Source organism: Chamaesiphon sp. GL140_3_metabinner_50 (genome assembly GCF_025361915.1).
GTDB lineage: Bacteria > Cyanobacteriota > Cyanobacteriia > Cyanobacteriales > Chamaesiphonaceae > Chamaesiphon.
In genome coordinates this window covers 1-23,194 of the sequence record NZ_JANYJC010000168.1, presented here as the reverse complement: position 1 = coordinate 23,194, position 23,194 = coordinate 1, and the positions used below count along the sequence as shown (strand labels likewise).

The 23,194-nt window shown below is 44.9% G+C and carries 21 protein-coding genes, 1 tRNA gene and 2 pseudogenes; 16 read left to right on the top strand and 8 right to left on the bottom strand.

Going from position 1 to position 23,194, the window contains the following annotated elements; translation table 11 throughout:
* The 5 genes from Q0R35_RS08595 to Q0R35_RS08575 all read left to right on the top strand — a co-directional run.
* Positions 1 to 369 (top strand): V4R domain-containing protein (locus tag Q0R35_RS08595; RefSeq protein WP_366944847.1); only part of this gene is annotated, 369 nt, incomplete at its 5' end.
* Between the two features lie 98 nt (positions 370 to 467).
* The gene (locus tag Q0R35_RS08590; RefSeq protein WP_295616181.1) at positions 468 to 668 is read left to right on the top strand and encodes a hypothetical protein; all 201 of its coding nucleotides are present in this window, start codon (positions 468 to 470) and stop codon (positions 666 to 668) included.
* Positions 669 to 741: 73 nt separating this feature from the next.
* On the top strand, positions 742 to 1,221 hold the full coding sequence (locus Q0R35_RS08585) for a phycobilisome protein (protein WP_295616178.1): 480 nt from the start codon (positions 742 to 744) through the stop codon (positions 1,219 to 1,221).
* A gap of 53 nt (positions 1,222 to 1,274) precedes the next feature.
* Positions 1,275 to 1,919: a hypothetical protein gene (locus Q0R35_RS08580; protein ID WP_295616175.1), complete on the top strand. Its 645-nt coding sequence runs from the start codon at positions 1,275 to 1,277 to the stop codon at positions 1,917 to 1,919.
* A 179-nt stretch (positions 1,920 to 2,098) separates the two neighbouring features.
* Positions 2,099 to 2,344: a 2Fe-2S iron-sulfur cluster-binding protein gene (locus Q0R35_RS08575; protein WP_295616171.1), complete on the top strand. Its 246-nt coding sequence runs from the start codon at positions 2,099 to 2,101 to the stop codon at positions 2,342 to 2,344.
* Positions 2,345 to 2,368: 24 nt separating this feature from the next.
* Here Q0R35_RS08575 and Q0R35_RS08570 read toward each other — a convergent pair whose 3' ends face one another.
* The gene (locus tag Q0R35_RS08570) at positions 2,369 to 2,764 is read right to left on the bottom strand and encodes a nuclease A inhibitor family protein (RefSeq protein WP_295616168.1); all 396 of its coding nucleotides are present in this window, start codon (positions 2,762 to 2,764) and stop codon (positions 2,369 to 2,371) included.
* A gap of 25 nt (positions 2,765 to 2,789) precedes the next feature.
* The gene (locus Q0R35_RS08565) at positions 2,790 to 3,515 is read right to left on the bottom strand and encodes a hypothetical protein (protein ID WP_295616164.1); all 726 of its coding nucleotides are present in this window, start codon (positions 3,513 to 3,515) and stop codon (positions 2,790 to 2,792) included.
* 327 nt (positions 3,516 to 3,842) lie between these two features.
* On the opposite strand from Q0R35_RS08565, the gene Q0R35_RS08560 reads away from it, so the two are divergent.
* A complete protein-coding gene (locus Q0R35_RS08560) occupies positions 3,843 to 4,052 on the top strand; it encodes an RNA-binding protein hfq (RefSeq protein WP_295616159.1) in 210 nt (69 codons plus the stop codon).
* 3 nt (positions 4,053 to 4,055) lie between these two features.
* Here the strand turns inward: Q0R35_RS08560 and Q0R35_RS08550 are convergent.
* The 4 genes and pseudogenes from Q0R35_RS08550 to Q0R35_RS08535 form a co-directional block, all read right to left on the bottom strand.
* Positions 4,056 to 6,114: pseudogene (locus Q0R35_RS08550) on the bottom strand (cation:proton antiporter).
* Between the two features lie 137 nt (positions 6,115 to 6,251).
* Positions 6,252 to 6,569 (bottom strand): SH3 domain-containing protein, encoded by a 318-nt coding sequence (locus tag Q0R35_RS08545; protein WP_295616149.1) that lies wholly within the window; start codon positions 6,567 to 6,569, stop codon positions 6,252 to 6,254.
* Positions 6,570 to 7,095: 526 nt separating this feature from the next.
* The gene (locus Q0R35_RS08540) at positions 7,096 to 7,560 is read right to left on the bottom strand and encodes a DUF1036 domain-containing protein (RefSeq protein WP_295616145.1); all 465 of its coding nucleotides are present in this window, start codon (positions 7,558 to 7,560) and stop codon (positions 7,096 to 7,098) included.
* A 420-nt stretch (positions 7,561 to 7,980) separates the two neighbouring features.
* Entirely contained in the window at positions 7,981 to 11,718 is a 3,738-nt protein-coding gene (locus Q0R35_RS08535; RefSeq protein ID WP_295616141.1) for a tetratricopeptide repeat protein, read from the bottom strand.
* Between the two features lie 326 nt (positions 11,719 to 12,044).
* Here Q0R35_RS08535 and Q0R35_RS08530 point away from each other — a divergent pair, with 326 nt between their 5' ends.
* The 4 genes and pseudogenes from Q0R35_RS08530 to Q0R35_RS08515 all read left to right on the top strand — a co-directional run bounded on the left by Q0R35_RS08530 (position 12,045) and on the right by Q0R35_RS08515 (position 14,700).
* A complete protein-coding gene (locus tag Q0R35_RS08530; protein WP_295616138.1) occupies positions 12,045 to 12,971 on the top strand; it encodes a M23 family metallopeptidase in 927 nt (308 codons plus the stop codon).
* A 365-nt stretch (positions 12,972 to 13,336) separates the two neighbouring features.
* Positions 13,337 to 13,897 carry a late competence development ComFB family protein gene (locus tag Q0R35_RS08525; protein ID WP_295616135.1) on the top strand — a complete coding sequence of 187 codons (561 nt, stop codon included), beginning with the start codon at positions 13,337 to 13,339 and terminating at the stop codon, positions 13,895 to 13,897.
* Between the two features lie 23 nt (positions 13,898 to 13,920).
* Positions 13,921 to 14,010, top strand: a pseudogene (locus Q0R35_RS08520) (IS1595 family transposase); the annotation flags it as partial.
* A 9-nt stretch (positions 14,011 to 14,019) separates the two neighbouring features.
* On the top strand, positions 14,020 to 14,700 hold the full coding sequence (locus Q0R35_RS08515) for an SAM-dependent methyltransferase (protein WP_295616185.1): 681 nt from the start codon (positions 14,020 to 14,022) through the stop codon (positions 14,698 to 14,700).
* A gap of 95 nt (positions 14,701 to 14,795) precedes the next feature.
* Here the strand turns inward: Q0R35_RS08515 and Q0R35_RS08510 are convergent.
* A tRNA-Met gene (locus tag Q0R35_RS08510) sits at positions 14,796 to 14,872 on the bottom strand.
* Positions 14,873 to 15,171: 299 nt separating this feature from the next.
* Here Q0R35_RS08510 and zds point away from each other — a divergent pair.
* Together zds and Q0R35_RS08500 are read left to right on the top strand one after the other, a co-directional pair.
* Positions 15,172 to 16,611, top strand: coding sequence for a 9,9'-di-cis-zeta-carotene desaturase (zds, locus tag Q0R35_RS08505; RefSeq protein WP_295616132.1), 1,440 nt, complete (start codon positions 15,172 to 15,174; stop codon positions 16,609 to 16,611).
* Positions 16,612 to 16,770: 159 nt separating this feature from the next.
* Positions 16,771 to 17,247, top strand: coding sequence for an SRPBCC family protein (locus Q0R35_RS08500; RefSeq protein ID WP_295616129.1), 477 nt, complete (start codon positions 16,771 to 16,773; stop codon positions 17,245 to 17,247).
* Positions 17,248 to 17,274: 27 nt separating this feature from the next.
* Here the strand turns inward: Q0R35_RS08500 and hisB are convergent, their stop codons facing one another.
* The gene (hisB, locus tag Q0R35_RS08495; protein WP_295616126.1) at positions 17,275 to 17,868 is read right to left on the bottom strand and encodes an imidazoleglycerol-phosphate dehydratase HisB; all 594 of its coding nucleotides are present in this window, start codon (positions 17,866 to 17,868) and stop codon (positions 17,275 to 17,277) included.
* A gap of 324 nt (positions 17,869 to 18,192) precedes the next feature.
* On the opposite strand from hisB, the gene Q0R35_RS08490 reads away from it, so the two are divergent.
* From Q0R35_RS08490 to Q0R35_RS08475, 4 genes are all read left to right on the top strand, one after another.
* The gene (locus Q0R35_RS08490; protein WP_295616123.1) at positions 18,193 to 19,380 is read left to right on the top strand and encodes a response regulator; all 1,188 of its coding nucleotides are present in this window, start codon (positions 18,193 to 18,195) and stop codon (positions 19,378 to 19,380) included.
* Between the two features lie 42 nt (positions 19,381 to 19,422).
* A complete protein-coding gene (locus Q0R35_RS08485) occupies positions 19,423 to 20,460 on the top strand; it encodes a chemotaxis protein CheW (protein ID WP_295616120.1) in 1,038 nt (345 codons plus the stop codon).
* Positions 20,461 to 20,600: 140 nt separating this feature from the next.
* Positions 20,601 to 22,385: a methyl-accepting chemotaxis protein gene (locus Q0R35_RS08480; protein WP_295616116.1), complete on the top strand. Its 1,785-nt coding sequence runs from the start codon at positions 20,601 to 20,603 to the stop codon at positions 22,383 to 22,385.
* Positions 22,386 to 22,540: 155 nt separating this feature from the next.
* Positions 22,541 to 23,194, top strand: a 654-nt coding sequence (locus tag Q0R35_RS08475) for a cache domain-containing protein (protein ID WP_295616113.1), incomplete at its 3' end; no start/stop codon positions are given.

Below are 23,194 nucleotides of genomic sequence, written 5' to 3'. Positions count from 1 at the left end.
GTGCAAGGCTGGGGTCGGTGGTCGCCTAATCTCAGCGGTAGAGAAAGTGGTTTCTTTTATGTAGATTTATACGATTCGGCAGTAGCTAAATCCTTAGGATATGTCGGCAAACCAGTTTGTCATTTATATTCAGGGTTATTAGCTGGCTTCTTTAGTGCGGCTTTCGAGCAAAATCTGTGCAGTACTGAAATTCAATGTTATGCAATGGGTAATGATTTTTGTCGTTTTCTAGTTGGTTCCGAACAACGCATTCAAGCTGCGGAGTTTTGGATTACTTCTGGTGCTAGTGCTACCGAAATTGCCGAACGTTTTGAAACTGGAGAAATTGCTGCCGAACCAGAACTATCTATCAAAGCAGGTGCAGTATGAAATCTCGCAAACACAGTAAATTAAAAAGACATCCAATTGTCCTATTTATCAGAGGAGTTTTTAGGCTTTTTCGAGTTATCTCTAGACCTAGAAAACCTTTGTCTACTGCCCAATATCATCAAAACTTCACCCAAGAGTCTCTCGAACTCGAACCCATTCACGAGTATGCAGAACCAATCACTCAAACCCGATCTACCTCAATCACAGTCGGAGAGCTGTTTTTGCAAGTAAAGTGGCAGTTGCCAGAATCATCAGAGCCAGTTACAAAAATTCAGGCTCATGATGTTTCTAGAAACTAGAGCTAACAGCAAAATTAGCACAAGCATCTAAATATTCCGATCGATAATATCTTATTTACTTAGGAGTCCAAACATGATTACGCTATTAGAAACATTAGTTGACGGGGCAGATGGAGCTTATGCCAGCAAGCAAGATCTTCGGAATTTAGAACATGCTATGTCTTCTTGGTCGGAGCGTAAAGCAGCTTATTTGGCAGTTGAAGCCAATGAAAAATCGATTATCGATCGAGCGCGAAGATCGATGGAAAACGATAAGCTTTTTCATGAGAATAATCGCCTCAATCCAGCAATGCTCGAATGCTGTTGCCGCGATATGACTTTGACGCTCAGATCTTACGCACTAGGAATGTTATTGCAAGACGAGGAAATGTTGAAAGATCGATTTATCTACTGGCACAAAAACATCTTGCAATCGATGGACTTAGCTAAATATCAAGGGTCTAAGTTTGTGTATGATTCTATTTGTATCGAGCTACCTAGAGAACAGTCAAAATTGTTTAAGCCTTACTTTAAAATCGATTCAGAGATTACTGCATCCCCAGAATTAAATTAGTAAGTAAATAAATCGAATTATTTATCGATCGCTAGCCCCCAATTTTTTTAATTATGAATGAATCTGCAATTCCGATTCCGACCAATTGTTTTAGTCCCAAAGGCTACGTCAAATCTCATCCGGCTTCGGGGTTATTAGCAACTCGTTATGGCGATCGTCTAATTGCCGTACCAGAAGTATTATTACGCAGTATTGCCAAAACCCTGCGCGTAGAAACTGGAGAAGCTTCTTATTTAGCTCTCTATACTTTTGGCGATAATTGGGGCAAAAATTTCGGCAATCGGATGATTCAGGACACGATTAAATACTATCGTCAGCCAATTTTAGAAACCCTCGCTAATGAGTTTCTTGTCAATATCCAGGCCGCTTGGGCAGTGCATGGTTTGGGCAAACCCTCGATCGATTTTAGCCTAGCCGAACGGGGATTATTAGTAGTTACGATCGTCAATTCGGGCATCGATAACGGTAAAACCATCGACGATATTTTTAGCTATCGTTCTTTTAGTCTCGAAGCTGGTTTTCTCGCAGGCTGGTTCTCTACCCTCACTGGCAACAAACTCCGCGCCTGTGCGAGTAATTGGCTCAACGCTCCCGCCTCAATGCAGTTTGTAGTCGGTAGCATCTCCCACATCGAATCAATCGAACGCTCCCACCTCCAAGTCGGAATGCTCACCCCCGAAATTCTGAACTCTTTGTAATACGATTTTGGATTTTGGATACTTCTCCTTACGGAGACGCTACGCTACGGCTACGCGAAAGTCGCAAGTTTTGGATTTTGGATTATTAGGAAACTCCTTACTACTTACTCCTTACTCCTTACTTCTTACTCCTTACTTCTTACTCCCATCTCCTACCTCCCACCTCCCATCTCAAATATATGTCCGTAACCGTGTTATTTCTACCAGATCGAGTCACCACCACCGCCGAACCTGGAGAGCCGCTACTCGATGTCGCCAGCCGAGCTGGAATAACAATTCCTACTTATTGCCTCAAAGGTGCTTGCTTGGTTTGTAAAGTAGCAATTGAAGGGCAAGAAAATCCCGTTCGCGCCTGTCTTGCTACCGTACCGGATGATGACTCATTGACAATCGTGCATTGTTACCCCAAAGCCAATTTAAATTAGACAATGTAATTGAAGACTAAGTTTCTAAGTCTCCACTACCTGGGTTTTCAATCCAACTAGATCCCCACCGGGAGTTTTGCCGACGATATAAATCGCGATGTTAACTTCTCCCACCCGGAAAACTTTAACATCAGATAAATTAGACTCGATCGCGTGCGATAAATCTGTATAGCGATTTACCAGTGCTAATTCATCTGCTTCGTACCAATCTTCAACTGTCAGTACGGGTGCGAAAAAATCGGCAAGGGTTATCGTTTCGATTACATCATTTGGTTTCGCTAACTTATTAAATAAAGCCGTCCGATCTAGATCCACACCCCGATCCCAAGTGACTATTTCAAATGGATAGTCTGATTCGCTCGACCAGAGTAAATCGGTGGTAACTTGTTTGAATAAAGTAATAATTTCTGGTGTCGTCACGATCGAGGCAAGTTAAAGATTAGAATTAGATTTTAGTTTTAGACGATCGAACTTCGGGGAAACTAACAATTAAACGGGAAATGTGCATTTTTAAAGATCTCCAGCGCGGATCGCTAGCTGCTGGTGTTACGCCATCGCCAGATACAGCACGGAGATCGGCGGGAAACTTTGCGGCTGCAATGCGATCGGCATCGACAGTAATATTTAACCCAGTATACCTAGCTTGCATGGCTGTGGAAAGATTTATAACTTGGTTACCATAATCCCAGCCCAAACCAGTAATCTTAAACTCACCTAAAATTTGACGTAATTTACTCAAACTCGTATTAACACCAATGCCTTCGGCTGTTTTCCATGTCGGATCGTCGATAATTACTTGGAAGGGTGTGAGTTTTTTAGCATTTTCCCATACCACTGTCAGCGATCGATTTTGACCCAATGTAATCAGCGTAGCAGGTAATTCGACTTGTCCTTCGGCCCCATAAAATTTTTTAGACGACAATCGTTGTTTGCCATAGATTTTAACCAGATCTGCAAATGTACTCTTGGCTGTAATTGCGCCGACCCGTTTTCCTGGTACGATGAGGTAGTCTATTGCCGGAAGCGGTTGTGAGGTGCCTGTTTTTGGCTGGGGAGATGCTGTGGCAAGTAGCCGATCGCTGCTAATTGTACCCCAACAGAGTAAACTAATTGCAAGTATGGCAATGCTCGATCGCGCGGTTCCTAACTCCGATTTATAAAACAGGCGCATAAACTTTTTTTACTTCCTGGTGAAAATCGATTCTCTTTCAGAGAGGCTCTCGGTTACGGACTAGAGCAAACTTTTATCCAGATTGGGCATAATAACTGTAGCAATGGGGACAACTTCCGTTTGTCTGGTGTCTGCTGGGCAAAAATCGCCACGATGCGATGATTATATCTGCGATCGATAAATAAGTCAGCTCGGCAATTGAAATTTCAGCCACCGAGCGACAAACGATACTCAGGCGATAACTAGTAACTTGAGTTCATATCCACATCTACAGCTACATTCCCATCGCTATCGATTCCCTAAATTACCCTTTACCCAGATTAGAATATGCCCGAACTCGATATTAATTTACCCAGTACCCGCCAAATTCAAGGATCGATTAAAGACAAAATCGAAATGTCAATTAAACTATTGACTGGCGATGTCTTTACTGGCAGAATTGTTTGGCAAGATCCTGATTGTGTATTTTTTACCGATGCTAACGATCGCAAGACACTAATATATCGTCAGGCGATCGCTTATATTCAGTATCAATAATTACTATTCGACAATTGCTTTGGGAATTGGCTCGATTACGGGAATTGGGAGTACGGGAATCGTGAGTTCGCCTTTGGTGAGTCGGTCGAAAACTGTTTGTTCTTCTACCGAACCGATGACCAAACAACTATCGCCGAGTTGAAGAGTCGTACCTCCGGTGGGATAGTCGATTTGAGTGCCATCTTCCCGCTCGATTGCCACGATTGTCGCTCCGGTTAAGGTGCGAATATTGGCACTAGCGATCGAATTACCCAATAATGGTGAAGTCAATGATAGTCGATACCACCGTCGATTCATCCCCAAAGTAGCGGCGCGAATATCTTGACACTTGACCGATCTTGCCTTCGGGACGCAATTTTAGATAATGCGAATTACGGACGGATGTGACTTGACGTTGAATTTGCACCATCGGTAAGCCAATTTTGACAAATAAATGCGATGCCATTTCTAGACTGGCTTCAAATTCTGGCTGGACGACTTCGCTACCGCCTAATTGATAGAGTAATTCGATATCCTGATATTGATTGGCTCGGACGACGATATCGAGATCTGGTGAAATTTCTAGCGCGTGTTTGAGACACAGGCGCGTACTCATGGCATCTGGTAAAGCGATTACCATCGCGCGCGCTCGATCGAGTCCCGCTCTGGTCAATACTGGAATACTGACAGCGTTACCATAAATGTAGGGAGTTCCTGCTTCTCGGAGTTGCTGAATCGCAGCTTCAGACTGATCCACGACTACTACCGGAACCTTTTGCTCGGCGAGGAGTGTCGCCAAATTTTGCCCCGTGCGTCCGTAACCGCAAATCACAATCGGCGGTTCGAGCGGGACGTGTTCGGAAACCTCCAGCGGTGGCTCTCCAGGCTGAAACCAGCGATTTAGAGCCGGGACGGTTTCGATCCAATTAAATAAACTGGGAATCAGGCGCAAGATAAACGGCGTGACGACCAAAGTTACCGCAGTCGTGCCCAATAATAATAAATATACCCGCTTCGAGACTAAGCCTAAATTGCGCCCCTCGCTAGCCAGTACGAATGAAAATTCACCGATTTGTGCCAAGCCCAAACCCGCAATCAGCGCAGTTTGCAGCGGATAGCCAAACAACTTAACTAACGGCGTAATAATCGCAAACTTACCGATAAACACGATCGATACTAGTCCGAGAATCAGATCCAAATTATTCCATAAAAACAACGGATCGATTAGCATCCCGATCGCGGCAAAAAATAACGCCGCAAACACGTCTCTAATCGGCTCTACATAGGCTAAAGTCTGGTCGGCGTACTCTGCCTCAGAAATCATCAAACCAGCGACGAAAGCCCCCATTTCGATGGACAGCCCTAAATGTTCGGTAATTAGCGCGATGCCCAAACAGAGCGTGACGATGCCCAAGAGAAATAATTCTCGACTCTCAGTACTAGCGAGTAACCTCAATAATCGAGGGATGACCCAAATACCCGTTGCTGTTGCCCCGATCGCAAATAAACCAATTTTAACTACTGCATATAATACCGCAATGCCAATTTCCGCAGGTGGTCGATCGAGTGCGGGTAATACCGCCAACATCAATCCCAACGCTAGATCTTGAACTACCAGAATCCCCAGCATTACCTGTCCGTGCGGCGTTGCGGTTTCGTTAGACTCCATCAGCGATTTTAACACCACCGCCGTCGAAGAGAGCGATAGAATCGCGCCTAAAAATACCCCTTGCTGCGGCGTTGTCACCCAGCCAACACTAATAGAAACGAGCGTCGTCACTAAAATAGTCAGCAGAATTTGTAAACCACCGCCACCCAAACTAATTTTCTGCACCTTCTTTAATTCAGAGAAGGAAAATTCCACCCCCAAAGCAAATAGCAAAAAAGCTGCGCCGAACTGAGCTAAAGTCTCGACCTGAACCAACTCCTTAATCAGTCCCAATCCCGTCGGGCCGACGATCGCCCCACCGACGATGTAACCTAGTAGTGCTGGCTGTTTGGCTAAACCCGCAATAATCCCCCCCACAGCCGCCGCTGCCAGGATCGAGACCAAATCTACAATCAGGCGAAAATCTTCTAACACTAGATTTTTATAATTATGAAAATTTTTAAATTAACTTAATGTAAGTTAACTTCTAGGATACCGAGTTTTTCTACCTCCGTGGGAACAGCTCCTAGATCGATCGAGTGAGAGGATCGTGGTTTCCACATCCGATAAAACTACTGTTGATAACAAGCTAGATGTTCGGCAGCGACCCAACCCGATCCGATTCGTCCATCAACTCTCAAGTACTCAATCCGCGCCCAGTCACCACCAGAACTCATACCCGTAACGCTGACGATCTGACCGTAGGGAAGAGTGGTAACGATGCGGCGACCAGCGTTGACATAAACATACAGTCCGCCATCGCGAGTCACTCTATATGACTGGCAAACTTGTTGAGCCATCGCCACACGCGGAGATGTCGCTTCGATCGTCATCATGCCTAAATTGACTCCGAGTGCCAGAACGAGAAATTTACTGAGGATACTATTCATATTACGTACTTTATTAATTTAACTTAATATTAACGAGAGGAAAGTAGGACTCATAGACCCGATCTGTTTGTCGGTCGGGTGGATTGAGTGTTTTGAACCTTACTTACTATTACTGGGTAAATGCTCGGAAATTATGCAAGGCAGAAACAGCAGATTCGATTTGAATAACAGGATTGAGATCGGCTAATACCCTTCGCTAGTTTTGAAGTTTTTGCTTGTTGAGATCGGCACGATTATAGTAGTCAACTATACAATCTGGAGCCGACTACGATCGAAATGCGAACCTAAGTCAATACTGTTTAGATGAGGACGTGTTATCGATCGAATAAACTCAACCGATAAGCCGATCGATTCTAGATCGCAATCCTCTCGTTCTAAATATTAGGCGATCGCTATCGATCGAGAAGGGCTGTAACTCTTCAGTCGTTTGTGAGGTTCAGACCATTATCACAGCATTATTAGCCAGCGTCACCAGCAATACGACTTAAATCTTCAGTCGTTTGCTCTGTCTGTGCTAGGCCTAACATTATGGTGTTAGGTTTTTGCCAGAACCAATAAACCCAAAAGACTTTGGCGCAGCACTATTTCCAGCACAGGTGACAAGAGAATCCAAAAGGTAGCTACGTGTCAATGCAAATCCACTGTTCGTAACGCAAAACTGTTCTGCTTTATTTCCGTTCCATATAGTGCGAGAATTGTTGAATACATTAGCATAATAAGATTGTGCATAATAATACTTTGGCGATCCAAGAGAATTATCAAAATTACTAAGATTCAAACATAAGTTGCGATCGACTATATACCAACCTTTTGAGAAACCATCTCGATAACCGAGGGCAATTGAAATCTTCTCTCCTGTGTTATTACATATTTCTCGGTTTTGAGCTAAAGAGGGTGCTTGAATTGCCAAGAAGCTGGTGCTAAAGCCTAAACTTATCGCTCCGATCGAACCGATCGCTTTTAATAGAATATTTCTTAACTTCATAGCCATACATCCATTTAATGAGTGAAATTGTTATGGCTTTTAACTGGATCGAATCGCCATACTATGAAGATCGGGGCAATCTTTGGCAAATATGCACGGACGAGAAAACTTTAACTGACTTGACTGGGTGTCTGAAAAGTCTAGTTTGTTAAGCGTAAACCCTAGAAATCCCCCCTAGCCACCTTTTCAAGGGGGGAGCCGGACTCTTAGTCCTCCCTTTTAAGGGGGATCTAGCGGCTCGGAGCCGGGAGGGAACCTCCCGGATTATGCGAGACAAGACAGGGGGATTTTCACCAATTTCGCCTTTCTCTAGAGATGTGTATACACGGTAGCTTTTTAAGGGGGTTTGGGGGATTGAGATCTCCAAACGAAGTTCAATAAACTCCTCAGCAAACTGTAGCAACCCAAGGAGGCTAATTAAGCCTGCTACTTACTTCCTGCTGCTAGCTTCTCAATCATTTGTTGCAGCTTTTGATAAGAAGCTGGATTAGAAGTTCGGAGAGACTCAGCCTGCTTTTTCCAGTCAGTGACGAGCTGAGGATCGAGTTTGATGGCTTGCTGGTAATCAATAATTGCCCCCTGCTTATCGCCCGATGTTTCCTTAATAAATCCTCGACAAGCATAACTCTCACCCTGTTTGGGATTGAGTTTAATAGCCGATTCCAGATCCGATAAAGCATCTTTTTCCCGTCCGATGATTATTTTTAAAAATCCTCGATTATTGTAAGCACCAGCGAAGTTGGGATTAATAGCAATTGCTCGATCCATATCTATCATCGCTCCTGAGTTGTTACCTAATAAGCATTTAAGACTGCCTCGATTAGAGTACGCATCAGCATATTTACGATCGAGCGCAATCGCCCGATCGTAATCGTTAATAGCTGCTTGCTTTTCCCCAAGCTCGAATTTAGCATTACCTCGATGGTAGTAAGCTTCAGCATCTTTAGGATTAAGCGCAATCGCCCGATTGTAATCAACAACTGCATCTTGTTTTCTCCCGATGTCTGATTTAGCTAAACCTCGATTTCTATACGCACTAGCATAAGTAGGATCGAGAGCGATCGCTCGATCGAAATCGATAATTGCATCCTGTTTATTTCCTAAAATAGATTTAGCAGCACCTCGATTATTATAATTAGCAGCCTCTTTTGGAGCGAGAGCGATCGCTCGATCAAAATCGATAATTGCCTCCTGGATTCTTCCTAAGGACACCTTAATACCACCTCGATTTTGATAAGCACTAGCATTTTTAGGATCGAGGGAAATTGCTCGATTTAGATCGACGATCGCATCTTGTGTTTTTTCTAAATAAAATTTGCTCATGCCCCGTTTACTGTAAGCATTAGAAAATTGAGGATCGATAGCAATGGCTCGATCGAAATCAAGAATTGCCTCTTGTTGGTATCCTAATCTAGATTTAGCATTACCTCTATTTAGATACGCATCAGTATATTTCGGATCGAGTGCAATGGCTCGATCGAAATCAATGATTGCCCCTTGCCTGTCTCCTGTATTAGATTTGGCAGTCCCTCGATTATAATAAGCACTAGCATTTTTAGGAGCTAGAGCGATTGCTCGATCGAAGTCACTAATTGCTTCTTGAATTTTCCCTAATTCAAATTTAGCAGCACCTCTATTATTGTAGTTGTCAGCATCTTTAGGAGCGAGAGCGATCGCTCGATCGAAATCAATAATTGCTGCTTGCGAATCTCCTAATTTAAATTTAGCAGTACCGCGATGAACATAGTTGTCAGCATCTTTAGGATTAAGATTGATGGCTCTATTATAATCTATAATTGCCTCGCGATTGTCCCCTAAGCTAGATTTAGCCAGACCCCGATTAACATAAGCATCAGTGTAATTAGGATCGATTTTGATGGCTTGAGTATAATCATCAATCGCTCCTTGTTTATTACCTAGTTTAGATTTAGTTACACCACGGTTGTGATAAGCCATACTATCATTGAAGTCCATGCTAATTACTTGACTAAAGTCAATTGCTGCCTCCTGGTAGTATCCTAAATCTGCTTTAACTGCACCACGATTATTGTAAGCTTGTTTATAGCCGGGATCGATTTTAATAGCTTGAGTGTAATCAGCAATTGCGCCCTGGTTGTCTCCTGAATTCCTTTTAGCATTACCTCTGCCATAATAAGCATATGCTTCAGGGTACTTGGGAATTAGCGCATCATAAATAGCAATTACCTCTGCATACTTTTTTTGACGACTCAATCCATACGCTTTTTCGGTATATAATACTGGATCGTTTGGATTTAGACCGATCGCTATATTAATAGCTATTAGTGCTTCATCATATTTTTGTGAATCAGCATAGATGACATTTTGCTTTCTCCAGAAATAGTAGTAGCTGGAACGTCGATCGGGTGGAATTGCAGCAATAGCTTTGGCAATGGCTACTTGTGCCTTGTCTAATGTGCCCGGAACAAATAATGACAATGCTTTACCATAATTGCCAAGTAGTATTTGACCCTTAGCGATGGCCTTATCAAAAGCTATTACCGATCGATCTAATTGACGAGTACGATAGAGTTGATTGCCATACGCTAACCAGCGTTCCCCGTTATCCGCTTCCTGGGGCTGGGTAAGATTCTCCATCGTAGCAATGACATTGTTGAGATCGCCCGAACTCAGCGCAACTGGATTTGTTTTAGTAGTAGTTAGTAGTTGGCTTGGGATCTGCAATTTAGCTGCTAATCCTAAAAAAGTTTGAATCGATATCCCCAAACTCTTACCCAAGATAACTGCCTGCTCCCCTGTGCCTTCTGCCTTGCCATGAATGCCAATGACGTTCCCTGCTGTATCGAACACTGGGCCACCACTCATGCCACCATAACTAATGCTGCTGTAGATCAGATCGTAACCCTCAGAGAAAGATTGGTTATCTTGAGCATTTAATTTACCCTGTTGTCGCGCTGCAACATACCCTGGGTTAAGTTGCCATTGCCAGAGTGGGCTATTAATTTTCGCTCGCGCTGGAAATCCTCCTACGAACATGAGATCGGAATTCTGACTATAGTTACCTAATCGTGCTAACGGATAGTTGCTATTGCTGCTAAATTTAACTACCGCCAGATCCGCACCTTCAGCAACAACTACACCATTTTCGCTATGCCGATCTTGGTCGTAGGTGATAATTTGAGAATTGAGGAAGTTCTGACGGATTTTAAGATCTCGAACGACGTGTTTGGCAGTTAATACATAGTAGGTACTGCCTTCTTTGGCGATAATTACTCCCGAACCATTACCGCCACTATTTTCAATTCGTACGGTCATCTTACGCGCTTTGTCGTTCAACTGGGCCATAAATCCTGTCGGCGTGACTTGATGCTCTACCTTTGGCAAATTATCATAGCCGTAGAGAATATCGGCTTTGACATTGGTGAGGAAGTTATAAATCGGGATTCCCCAGTTAGCTTCCCGATATTTGGCGGCAAGTTTGGCTAAAGGTTTACTGCCATCGTTGTAGGTATAGTCGGGTAAAATTGGTGCCGCCCCAATGGTATTAATTCCGAGCAAATGTCCAGCAGCATCGAAGATCGGCCCCCCACTCATCCCTTGACGGATGCCTTTTTTGCCTTTGTCGATCGTGTAGCCGATTTGTGTGCCATTATCGAAGGGAAGATCCGAAAGTTGGGATACTTGTCCGCTAGTAATTCTCAGATCTTTAGAGTCGAAGGGGTAGCCCGTACTATAAATATCGCGGCTATTGACAGAGATCGTACTGCGATCGGATAAATCGGGCAGTTGATACTTACTAGTACTTTCGATCGTCAGCAGAGCTAGGTCGTATTTAGGGCTGAAGCCACCATCTACTTGTCGAGCGGTATACTTACGCCCATCGGGGGCTTGCACCTGAAGCTGAGTCGATTTTCTAACGACGTGGGCATTGGTGAGGATGAGATAAGTATTGCCTTTTTGGGCAACGATAACACCAGAACCACCGTTATTCTCCGCCGTAATCCGCACGGTGATGTTTTTAGCAATCTGTTGAACTTTTTGCTGGATTTCCAGATCTGTTGGGGTGTCTTGAGCGAGTTTTGCGGGAGTGGGTATGTAGGAGGGGTGGATAGTTGCTGTGGTGAAGCTAGTCATCAGCAGCATGTTGGTAGTCAGGAACAGAGTAGTGACAAAGATTTTTTGCATAGAATAGAAGTCTGAGGTTATTTAAGTTTAGTTGTGCGATCGGTCGATCTGGGGAAGCAACGGCTACCAATTGCGCCTTCCATATATGGAATGAGATCGACGATGGTGACTTGTTATCTTCATCGGGTAACTCAATCGATAATATGCAGGGTTTTAGAAATAAATTATTGCTCTTAGGAGTAAGGATTAAATAACTGGCAATTCCTCCTCTGGTAGGGCGAGATGTTAGGACTCGACCCAACTTTGATTAAATTCCATCCCAACTATGATAGCCTTCTTCAATATGGCTCCCTGACCGAAAAGCAAAACGCAAGCCCCCCCATCTTATGAATAAATCTTCTCCATTACTCGACGTATTAACCCGCCGTAACTGGCGATCGATCTTACTCGGTGCAATTAGCCTATCGATCGTGCTATGGTCGGCTGTGCAAGCTGCTGGAACCCCCCTGAGTGCTAGCTTTACACCTGCGAGTCCCCGCTTGGGAGAAACAGTGGTGGTAAATATCGCCACAGCTTCCAGTCAATCTACCCCACCAACCACTCAGGCGACACCCCCAACAGTTAAAGTTGGCACCAAAACTTATCCAGCCTTTAACGTCGGTAAAGAGCGGTTTCGGGCAATGATTCCGACTACCCCACTCGAAAAACCAGGCGATCGCGAAGCCACGATCTCTGATAATACTGGTAAGACTACCGTTAAATTTCCCGTCGCCGATCGCAAATTTGCCATCCAACGCATCAACTTCTCTCCTGGTAAATCTGGAGTCGAAGCAACAGAACTCGAACTCAAGCAAGTAGCCGCTTTTAAAGCTACCGTCAGCCCTACCAAATTATGGAGCGGCAAATTTATCGCCCCTAATGCTGGCAAAACTAGCTCACCCTATGGCGTGCGTCGTTATTACAATGGCGAGTTTGCTACAGATTATTACCATCGCGGTTTAGACTATGCTGGTGGTTATGGTTCTGCGGTTGTGGCTCCAGCGGCTGGCAAAGTTGTCTTAGTCGGTTACGAGAAAAAAGGCTTCCGCGTCCACGGTAATGTGGTAGGTGTAGATCACGGTCAAGGATTAGTCAGTATCTTCATGCACATGAGCAAAATTAGCGTCGAAGAAGGACAAATGCTCGCTGCTGGCGATGACATCGGCGCGATCGGTAGTACTGGCTCTTCCACTGGCCCTCATCTACACTGGGGATTATACGTCAATGCTGTCTCTGTCGATCCAGTTCAATGGCGATCGCAGTCGATTGAATAGGGGATCGGGAATAGGGCATAAAATCCCCTCCTCTGCGCAGGCAGACGCTTCGCGAACGGAGCGAAAAGTGCGTTCTTGGGGTCTCCCCTGTCTTGTCGTTTTCTTATTCGGGGGGAACCCCCGAATAAAAACGCCGCAAGTAAAGCACCTTTTCAAGACAGGGGTGCCCGACAGGGCGGGGTGGGTAGGATCTCCGCATCTCACTAACTCCTCCCACACCTCCATGTTTATCTTGTCCGACTTTCGGGGAATAATGTAGATAGATGATGGTTTGCAAGCGTTAGTACTAGGAATTGGGGCGTAAAGCTCCTTCATTCAAAACCATTTACAGCGCGCGCACTGACTACTTACAACTTATTTTAATAATGAACATTCAAGCGATCGTAGAACATGCTCTAGACGAAGGCTACCTGACTCCCGCGATGGAAGCTGAGGTAGGACGGATCTGTGATAGTGCTGCCGAATTATCAGTAGAAGAGTACATGGCACTCGATCATCTGATGGGGGCACTATTAGCGGGTGAAGTGGTAACGGTTCCGCGCAAACAATTTATTAATGTGATGGAAGAATTGGTAATTACTGAGACGATCGCTCAAATTACGGCAATCGAACTCAACAATGACGTGCAACTAGATGTTGGTGATATTGCGGCCTACGCTCTCAATAGATTACCACCCCTGTATGCTACTACAGAAGAAGGCGCAAGCTATCAACGCGATCGCGCTCAGAAAGAACTTCAAAATTTAATTACCCAACAAGTTGAATCGGCAATTACCCAAAATCTCAATCGCCCAGAATTTTTCCCCGAACGTCAGGCGATTGCCAAGCCTACTGGCGACGAGGTTGTCAAGCAGGTAAGCACGCTACTGCAATCTTACGCACCTCAATTTGAATCTCAAAATCATGCTGTCGGGGCGAATAAGTAACTACGATTACATCTGTAATGAAATGCCCCAACTGTCAATCTACTAAGATTCGGAAGCATGGTTTTTACCGAGAGAAACAACGGTATCAATGTAAAGATTGCGCCCGTCAATTTGTCGAACACCTGACTCCGCATCTCCATCAGCAGGCGAGTACTGGCGTAGAAGATGGCATCGATCGATACATCAAGTCTATTTCTACTCCTGCTGATGATGCGCTCATTAATTTACAACAAGCTACGTTGGAGTATCCCCTCTCGCAAATGCAGCCGACTTTAGCACAGGCTCAGTTCATCGCCATATTATTGCGATCGACTCAAGCTGCGCGAGTATTAGAACTGGGGATTTTTAGCAGTTATTCTACCCTAGCGATCGCGCTAGCATTACCCCCCGATGGGCAATTAATTAGCTGTGGCGTAGCGGGAAAACATCTCGATGTCGCTCGTAATTGCTGGCAGCAGTGCGGCGTTGCCGATCGCATCAATTTTCACATCGGCACTGGTTTAGAGCTGTTGGATGGGCTACTCGCTGCCAATCCGGTGCTATCTTTCGATACGATCGTTATTTCTGGACTCAAGTATCAATATCCACAGTACTACGATCGGGCGATCGAGTTATTGCGCCCTCAGGGATTGGCAATTGCGACGGATGTATTATGGCAAGGACGAGTATTGAATCTTGATACCTATAATGACGAATTTACCAGGGGTTTAGATCTGTTCAACCGTCAATTAGCCACCGATCCTCGCGTTCGGGCGATGGTACTTCCGATCGGCGATGGTCTGTCGATCGCCACTAAGCTCTAGAGTTGGGAGATGGGAGATGGGAGATGGGAGTTGGGAGAAAGATACATTGCCATGCAAAAAACCACAACCCTGAGGTTATGGCTTTTTGCTTTAATTGGTGGCGGAGACTGGATTTGAACCAGCGACCTTCGGGTTATGAGCCCGACGAGCTACCAGGCTGCTCTACTCCGCGTCGTGTTTTTCACTCAACTTATTCAATATAACATCACTTTTTGATAAAGGCAAGCTTTGGCGGGAATTATTTTGAGATGGGGGGACTGGGGGACTGGCAGTGTGCCTACGGCAGGCTATCGCCAACGGCTCCGCTCACTGACCGGGGACTGGGGGACTTAGATATTATCAATCCAAAATCTCCGAACTCCGAACTCCGAACTCCCATCTCCCATCTCCCCTAAAACCTAAATCAAAGGATGCACAAGTGCTTAAAAAATCTTAAAATCTGTAAAGATACAAAAAAACAATGAGATAGATATGCGGGTTGCGATTGTTGGTGCGGGATTGGCGGGATTGGCTACCGCTGTCGATTTAGTCGATGCTGGGCATGAAGTAGAGATTTTTGAGTCGCGTCCCTTTGTCGGTGGTAAAGTTGGGAGTTGGATCGATGCCGATGGCAATCACATCGAGATGGGTTTGCACGTCTTTTTCAACAACTACGCCAATCTATTCGCACTCATGCAGCGAATTGGGGCGACGGATATCTTTTTACCCAAAGAACACGTTCACAATTTTGTCAATGCGGGTGGGGACATTGGGAAACTAGATTTCAGATTTTTCCTGGGCGCACCTTTTCATGGCTTGAAGGCATTTTTCACCACCGCGCAATTAACGATCGTCGATAAGCTTCGTAATGCGCTGGCTCTGGGGACTAGTCCGATCGTGCCTGGATTAGTCAGCTACGAGACGGCGATGAAGATGATTCGCGATCTCGATCGAATTAGTTTTGCCGATTGGTTTCGATCGCATGGCGGTAATAACCATAGCTTACGCCGGATGTGGGATCCGATCGCGCTGGCGTTGGGGTTTATCGATACCGAAAATATCTCGGCGCGCTGTATGTTGACGATCTTTATGATGTTTGCATCGAAAACCGAAGCATCGAAGCTAAACATGTTAGTCGGTTCGCCTGCTGAATATCTGCTTAAACCGATCGTCGATTATTTAGAATCTAAAGGTACTAAAATTCACACTCGCAGTCAATTGCGAGAAATTAAATATACAGGCGAAGGCGATAATATCCATATCGATGGCTTTGCGATCGCCAATGGAGAAAATGTCGAAACAATTACGGCTGATGCTTACGTCTGCGCGTGCGACGTGCCGGGTATTCATCGCATTATACCAGCCGATTGGCGCAAATCGACTTTTTTCGATAATATTTTCAAACTTACCGCCGTTCCCGTGGCTACCGTCCAACTGCGCTTCGATGGTTGGGTGACAGAAATGCAAGATGGTGCCGAGCGCAAACAGTTAGACCACGCCGCCGGACTCAATAATCTGTTATACAGTGCCGATGCTGATTTTTCCTGTTTTGCGGATCTTGCGCTGACTAGCCCCGCCGACTACTATCGAGAAGGTGAAGGTTCGCTCTTACAAGTGGTGCTGACTCCCGGCGAACCCTTTATCCCCATGAAGAATGAAGATATCGTCGAGCATGTTCTCACGCAAGTGCGGGAACTATTCCCCTCTGCTAGCGAACTAAATGTTACATGGTCGAGCGTCGTCAAGCTGGCTCAGTCGCTCTATCGCGAACAACCAGGAATGGATCCATTCCGTCCCACCCAAGCTACCCCGATCGACAATTTTTTCCTCGCTGGTAGTTATACCGCGCAGGATTATATTGATAGTATGGAAGGTGCGACAATTTCTGGCAAACAAGCAGCTACAGCAATTCTCGCCAGCTTTAAGGATTAGGCTTTAGGCTTTAGGTTTTAGGGATTAGGTTTTAGGCTTTAGGCTTTAGGCTTTAGCGAAGATCTACCCACCCCACCCTACGGGCACCCCTCCGAGGAGGGGATTTTCCCGATCCTTACTCCTTACTTCTTACTTCTTACTCCTTACTTCTTACTCCTTATGTCACAATGGTTAGAGCATAGCGTTCAAGTTGAAGTTGCTGCACCGATCGAGCATGTGTGGAATCTGTGGCATAATATCGAGCTGATGCCGCGTTGGATGAAGTGGATCGAATCAGTCACCATCGTTGAAGATACACCCGAACTTTCCCGCTGGAAACTAGCGACTAAGACCTTAGAATTTACGTGGTTATCCCGAATTCTTCAGGAAATTCCGCATCAAATTATTCAGTGGGAATCTGTCGATGGGTTACCCAACAGAGGGGCGATTAGATTTTACGATCGCAAGGAATCTAGTATTGTCAAACTGACTTTTACTTACGAAGTGCCAGGAATTTTGGCATTATTGATGAATAATGATTTTGTCCGTAATGCTGTTGACTCTACCCTTCAGGCGGATATGGATCGGTTTAGGGACTATGCGATGGGCGAACTTAATAATAGTCAACCGCAATCGACTCCAGATCTGTATCAATGAGTAAAAAAGTTTAACTGAAATTTAGACTTAAAGCACACCTTTAGAACTGGGAATGGTACCCATCCGGCGCAGATCCGGCTCGGTTGCCATTCGCATTGCTCTGGCAAAAGCTTTAAAAGTAGCCTCAATAATGTGATGAGAATTGATGCCATCTAACTGGCGAATATGTAGCGTCATCAGACTGTGATTGACAACCGCTACAAAGAATTCGCGGACTAATTGAGTATCGTAAGTACCGACGCGCTGAGTAGGAATTTCTAAGCCATAGCTAAGGTGAGGACGACCGGAAAAATCGAGCGCGATTTGCACCAAGGCTTCGTCTAGAGGGGCGACAAAATGCCCGAACCTCACAATCCCCTTCCGATCGCCTAACGCTTGTGCGAGAGCCATTCCCAGGGTAATACCGACATCTTCATTGGTGTGGTGATCGTCAATTTCGAGATCGCCTGTGGCGGTAATGTGCAGATCGAATAAGCCATGCGAAGAAATTTGATGCAGCATGTGATCGAGAAAAGGAATCCCGGTTTGCGCCCGACAGATGCCCGTACCATCGAGATCGATCGTTACGGTAACATCTGTCTCACCCGTTTTGCGATGAACTGTGGCGGTGCGTTTTGTCATAAGAGATGGGAGTTCGGAGATGGGAGATGGGAGAGTAAATTCAGAGATAGGAGTTTGGAGTTTGGAGATGGGAGAGTCAGAAGTTTCTTCTGTCTGGAGACGATTGACTAGATCCGGTGTATTTGTAGCAACTTGCTAGATATTCGTCATGTCCATTCTATCATTATCACCCTAACCTCTTACTCTTCACTCCCTACTCCTTACTCCTCTATCTCCCATCTCCAAACTCCAAACTCCCATCTCCCCTCCCATCTCCCCTGCAATTTCCACTCTACATTTGGGAATGATAAGAAAGGTAATCTTCAGATGCAACGGAATCGGTAGATGAGTGGAATGTCTATGGGTGATGTCTTGGTACCAGGGGAAGCATTGCCATTAATTCCCTATCAAGCACAAGATCTCGCGCGCACGATCGAATCTTTTCGACAACAGCAAGTCAGTGGCACTTTACAGTTAGAAGTTGAGGTACAACCCGGTAAATGTTGGCAGCGAGTCTTAATTTGGTATAAGGGAGAAATTACTTACGGCGGGAGTAAGTTAATCGATCGCGGCGTTTTAATTAGAATGCTGGTTCAAAAACACAAGCCAGAATATTCGCAATCGATCGAGGGTTGGCTGATTCAGCAATTAGTTTACCCGCATTCGACGCGAGAACTATTGGTATTTTTGGTACAAAGGCAAGTATTAACCTGGGAGCAGATCGAGACTTGGGCGCAGGGGCAAGTTGTATATACGCTCGAACAAGCGATTAGTTTTGCGGGTAAATATCGATTTAGTCCGCAGACAGAAGTCGATTTTTATCATGGTGCGGATGGTAATGGTTTGAACTGGAATCAATTGATGATGACAGTGAATACTCGCCAGCAATATTGGAGTAAAATTACCAGTTTAATTCCGGGTATTGCCGCAGTACCGCTACCGCCAACCCCAGCAATGTTGGCAAAAATTTCGGAAGTGGCGATCGAACAACATTCTCGAAAGTGGTTTGATGGAAACAGAACGATCGCCGATATTGCCACAGTACTCGATCGCGATCCGCTGCAAGTGGCGCGTTCTTACGCGCAATGGGTACAAATGGGTTGGATGCATTGCCAACAGCCGATCGATCTTTCGCTGGAGTCAGTCGCGCCGCCAGACTTGCCAATCGTGCTATCTGTAGATGATAGTCCGATCGTCCAAACCCGAATCAAGCGCGCGTTGGGAGAACAGTTTGAAGTTTTACTTGCTAATGATGCGATGAGTGCTTTGCATTTGTTGGCGCGACAACCTGTAGATTTATTGTTGTTAGATGTGACAATGCCCGGAATCGATGGGATCGAGCTATGTCAGACGTTGCGGCGGATGAGTAAGTTTACTCAATTGCCAATTATTATGCTTACAGCTAAAGACAAAAGTTACGACAGGGCTTTGGCAGAAATGGTGGGAGCGACGGAATATCTCACCAAACCTTTAAATGATGAAAAATTAATTGCAATTGTTAATCAATATACCAAAGGTGGGCATATTCAATAATAAGTCACAGATTTATAGCGATTATTACATAACAAAAACATCATGTCAGCGCAGCAAAATTTGGTCTTTGGTTTACACGGATCGCTGTATGGAATTAGTGCCGATTTTGTTCGCGAAATCTGTTGGTTGCCTGAGTTAAACTCATTAGCTACCGCTCCAGTAGATATTCTCGGAATCTTTAATTGGCGATCGCGAATGGTGCCAGTTATGCATCTAGATTTGCGATTTGGTAAAGGTTTTTCGGGTTGCAATGTCTCAGATCGAGTCATTGTCGTGGAGCTGCAAGGTACTTATATGGGCATTGTCGCTCATGAGGTATTTGACGTGCAAACGCTCGAAATCGTCCCGATCGATCTGGCTTTTATTCAGTCTCGCAGTGCCGAACCGATTGAGAATCAAAACTTTATTACCGGGATCGCTCAACGTCACGAGCAGCCAGTAATTTGTCTCGATCTCGATCGAGCGATGCGGGAGCCAGATGTTGTTGCCGATCCCAATAACCCAGCACTACTAATTAGTGGAGCCGATCTAGATTTTTATCGTCGGTGTTGCCCCGCTGCGACTGTCGCCGATCGTGCTACTTTTGCCACCCGCGCGCTCCAGCTCAAAACCTCGATCGTGCAGGCTCAGAGCGTCAGCATCGAGCAAGGGGTATTAGTCGTGCAAATTGGTACCGACTATATCGGGTTCCCACTAGAATTAATCGTCGATGTCGATGCGCTCGATCGATTTACGGTTTCATTCGTACCAGTTGCACCTACATATATTTTGGGACAAATTAACTGGCGCGGTCAAATTTTACCAGTAGTCGAACTCGGATCGGTGTTGCAGATTCCCGCACTCCCCCGTCAGGAACTAGTAGTAGTGGAACTCAAAGATGGTGTCAAAATTGGCATCGCTGTCGATCGGATTCTTGACGTTTTTTACATCACCACCGAACGCATCGAGCAGTTGCCACTCGCCAAAGGCTCAGGAATGCGTACCTATATGTTAGGGATGACTGAATATCAAGATAGTTTGATGTATCTAGTCAAGCTTCAAGAGTTATTAGAACGAGAATTTTTACCTGCTACCGTCTAATTTTATTATCTAAGCTAGCTATTTAAAATCTAACCGCTCTCGAATTCACTCTTCCTATAAAAACCACTATTCCCTATCACCTATTCTCTAATTAGATATTTTTAATTTATTCTCAATCGTACCATTAACTCCTAAATTCTATGTCAACCAATCTGTGGACGAATATTAGTAATCCATCTTTCAGAACTAGGGCAACCGCAATCGCTATTGCCGTAGGTATTACACCAATTTTAGCAATCGGAACGATTAACTATCTTCAGGTGCGTCAGACGAGCGAACAGCAAGAAGCTGGTGTCCAAAAAGCACGAGCGCAAACGCTTGCAGACAAATTAAATCGCTTTATTTTCGAGCGATATGGCGATGTCGAAATTTTGGCATCGCTACCAGTCTTTGCCGATGCTAAAGTAACCGCAGTCGCTTCAGATGCAACTAAAACTAAGGTATTAAACAAATTTATTAGCAGCTACCAAGTTTACGATAGCATCGCTATCTTCGATCTCAATGGCAACCCGATCGCCCAAAGTCAGGGCGATAAGTTAGATAACCATGCCGATCGTAGTTATTTTCAAGAGGTATTAAAAACGGGTAAAACAGTAATTTCCGATCCATCGATATCTAAAAGTAGTGGCAAATTAGTACTACACTTTGCTGCGCCGATTAGAGATTTAGTAACCGATCGAATTATTGGGGTCGCCAGAACGAGAACACCGATCGACAGGTTGGCAAGTCCACTTCAAGATTTTGCCTCCAAAACTGAAAACTTCTATATCATCAATCGTAAAACTAATAAAATTTTCATGAGTTCTAACGATGCATATAAAAATCGGTTAGAAACACCAGAAATGGCGCAGGCTCGATCGCAACCAGGCTTAATCCCCTTCCAACGTACCGACACTGGCAATCGCGTCGAACTGCTGAGTGCGGCTCCATTTACCAAATTGAAAGGGCTGCCAGAATTACCCTGGACGGCAGTTGTCGCGATTGATGACGATACCGCTTTCATCGAAGTTAAAGGACTGTTGCTGACCATTCTAGCCGGGACTGGCGTGATGGTTGGCGTAGCCATCGGCTTATCGACTTTAGTTTCCGATCGAGTTGCCAGATATATCAAACGCGCGATCGAAACAATTAGTAATTCTACCAGTGAAATTGTCGATACCGTCCAAACTCAAGAAATTGCGGTCAATCAACAAGCCAACTCCGCAATCGCGACAACCGATAGCGTCAATGAATTAGAAAGCATTTCTACCGAAACCGCTCAACAAGCCGCCTCTTCAGCTACAGGAGCCAGACAGGCACTCTCGCTTGCCGAAGAAGGCACCCAATCGGTACAACGCACGATTCGGGAAATGTCTGAATTACGCGATCGTGTCGATGAAATTGCGATCCAAATTATCAATCTCGGCGAACAAACCGGACAAATTACCAATATTTCTAACCTGGTTTCTGACTTGGCAAAACAAACCAACATGCTCGCACTCAAAGCCGCTGTAGAAGCCGCACGAGCTGGCGAACAAGGGAAAGGATTCGGCGTAGTTGCAGGCGAAATTAGGAAACTTGCCGACGAAAGTAAAAAATCTGCTCAAAAGATTAATAACCTCGCCACCGATATTCAAACCGCGATCGATCGCACGGTGGCGGTGACAGATTTAGGCACCAAAACAGCCACCGAAGGCATTCAAGTTGCCGAACAAACTGCAACCACCTTTATCGGCGTAACCGATGCGGTTAGCAATGTCTTTCTCAGCTCTCAACAGATTTCTGCCAGTGTTACCCGCCAAGCCACCGCCATTCAACAGGTATTAGATGCAATGACAATCATCTCTCAAGGCTCTCAAGAAAGTGCCGTCGGTATGCACAAAGTCAAGACTTTCACCAACGAACTCAACCAAGTTGCTGATGAATTGCAAGCAGCGGTGAGTTAGGGGATAGGGGATAGGGAATAGGGAATAGAAAGAACGCTTGCGTCCTAAAGCCTAAACTACTATCTATTTATTATTCACTATCTACTCCCGTAAACCCTAACCTTCGTCCACTATCCACTATTCACTTCCCTATCCTCTATCCCCTATCCCCTATTATGCTCTCCACTTTTACCAGTAATCTTCAATCGAAATTCGCGAACATCTCATTCAAAACTAGGGCCGTTGGTGCTCTGGCATTGCTATCGATCTTACCCGTAGCTACGGTTGGTAGCCTAGCATATTTTACTTCTTACGATAACTTGAAGAAGACAGAAATAGAAAACCAACAATTTGCAGTTAGCGCACTTTCAGACACGCTAACACGGTTTATCACCTTCCGGAATAAGGATGCTCAAACCCTGGCTGGTTTGCCATTATTTGACAGCAAAAAGATTGCTCAAAGCCTGACGGTAGAAGATCGGGAAGCATTCTTGAATGAATTTCTCGATCGATATACATTCTTTGATGGTGCGATGGTATTGGATCTTAGTGGTAATCCGCTCTTTCGCTCCAAAAGAGATACTCAGACTAATTATGCCGATCAAAGTTATTTTCAAGCCGTACTCAAAACTGGTAAAGCTTATGTTAGTAAGGTTGAAATTTCTAAGATTACAAAAATACCATCGATTTTCTTTGCTGCTCCAGTCAAAGATTCCGTTACGGGGGAACTCATTGGGATCCTGCGCTTGAGAATGCCACTGACCAGTCTCAAATCAATTGCCGAGCCATATGCTACTAATAACAACCAATGGCATATTATTGACAAAAAT

Excerpts from the sequence above, each read along its gene's own strand:
- Q0R35_RS08585 (WP_295616178.1), top strand. The coding sequence starts at position 742 with ATGATTACGCTATTAGAAACATTAGTTGACGGGGCAGATGGAGCTTAT.
- Q0R35_RS08580 (WP_295616175.1), top strand. The coding sequence starts at position 1,275 with ATGAATGAATCTGCAATTCCGATTCCGACCAATTGTTTTAGTCCCAAA.
- Q0R35_RS08575 (WP_295616171.1), top strand. The coding sequence starts at position 2,099 with ATGTCCGTAACCGTGTTATTTCTACCAGATCGAGTCACCACCACCGCC.
- Q0R35_RS08565 (WP_295616164.1), bottom strand. The coding sequence starts at position 3,515 with ATGCGCCTGTTTTATAAATCGGAGTTAGGAACCGCGCGATCGAGCATT.
- Q0R35_RS08560 (WP_295616159.1), top strand. The coding sequence starts at position 3,843 with ATGCCCGAACTCGATATTAATTTACCCAGTACCCGCCAAATTCAAGGA.
- Q0R35_RS08545 (WP_295616149.1), bottom strand. The coding sequence starts at position 6,569 with ATGAATAGTATCCTCAGTAAATTTCTCGTTCTGGCACTCGGAGTCAAT.
- Q0R35_RS08540 (WP_295616145.1), bottom strand. The coding sequence starts at position 7,560 with ATGGCTATGAAGTTAAGAAATATTCTATTAAAAGCGATCGGTTCGATC.
- Q0R35_RS08535 (WP_295616141.1), bottom strand. The coding sequence starts at position 11,718 with ATGCAAAAAATCTTTGTCACTACTCTGTTCCTGACTACCAACATGCTG.
- Q0R35_RS08530 (WP_295616138.1), top strand. The coding sequence starts at position 12,045 with ATGAATAAATCTTCTCCATTACTCGACGTATTAACCCGCCGTAACTGG.
- Q0R35_RS08525 (WP_295616135.1), top strand. The coding sequence starts at position 13,337 with ATGAACATTCAAGCGATCGTAGAACATGCTCTAGACGAAGGCTACCTG.
- zds (WP_295616132.1), top strand. The coding sequence starts at position 15,172 with ATGCGGGTTGCGATTGTTGGTGCGGGATTGGCGGGATTGGCTACCGCT.
- Q0R35_RS08500 (WP_295616129.1), top strand. The coding sequence starts at position 16,771 with ATGTCACAATGGTTAGAGCATAGCGTTCAAGTTGAAGTTGCTGCACCG.
- hisB (WP_295616126.1), bottom strand. The coding sequence starts at position 17,868 with ATGACAAAACGCACCGCCACAGTTCATCGCAAAACGGGTGAGACAGAT.
- Q0R35_RS08490 (WP_295616123.1), top strand. The coding sequence starts at position 18,193 with ATGAGTGGAATGTCTATGGGTGATGTCTTGGTACCAGGGGAAGCATTG.
- Q0R35_RS08485 (WP_295616120.1), top strand. The coding sequence starts at position 19,423 with ATGTCAGCGCAGCAAAATTTGGTCTTTGGTTTACACGGATCGCTGTAT.
- Q0R35_RS08480 (WP_295616116.1), top strand. The coding sequence starts at position 20,601 with ATGTCAACCAATCTGTGGACGAATATTAGTAATCCATCTTTCAGAACT.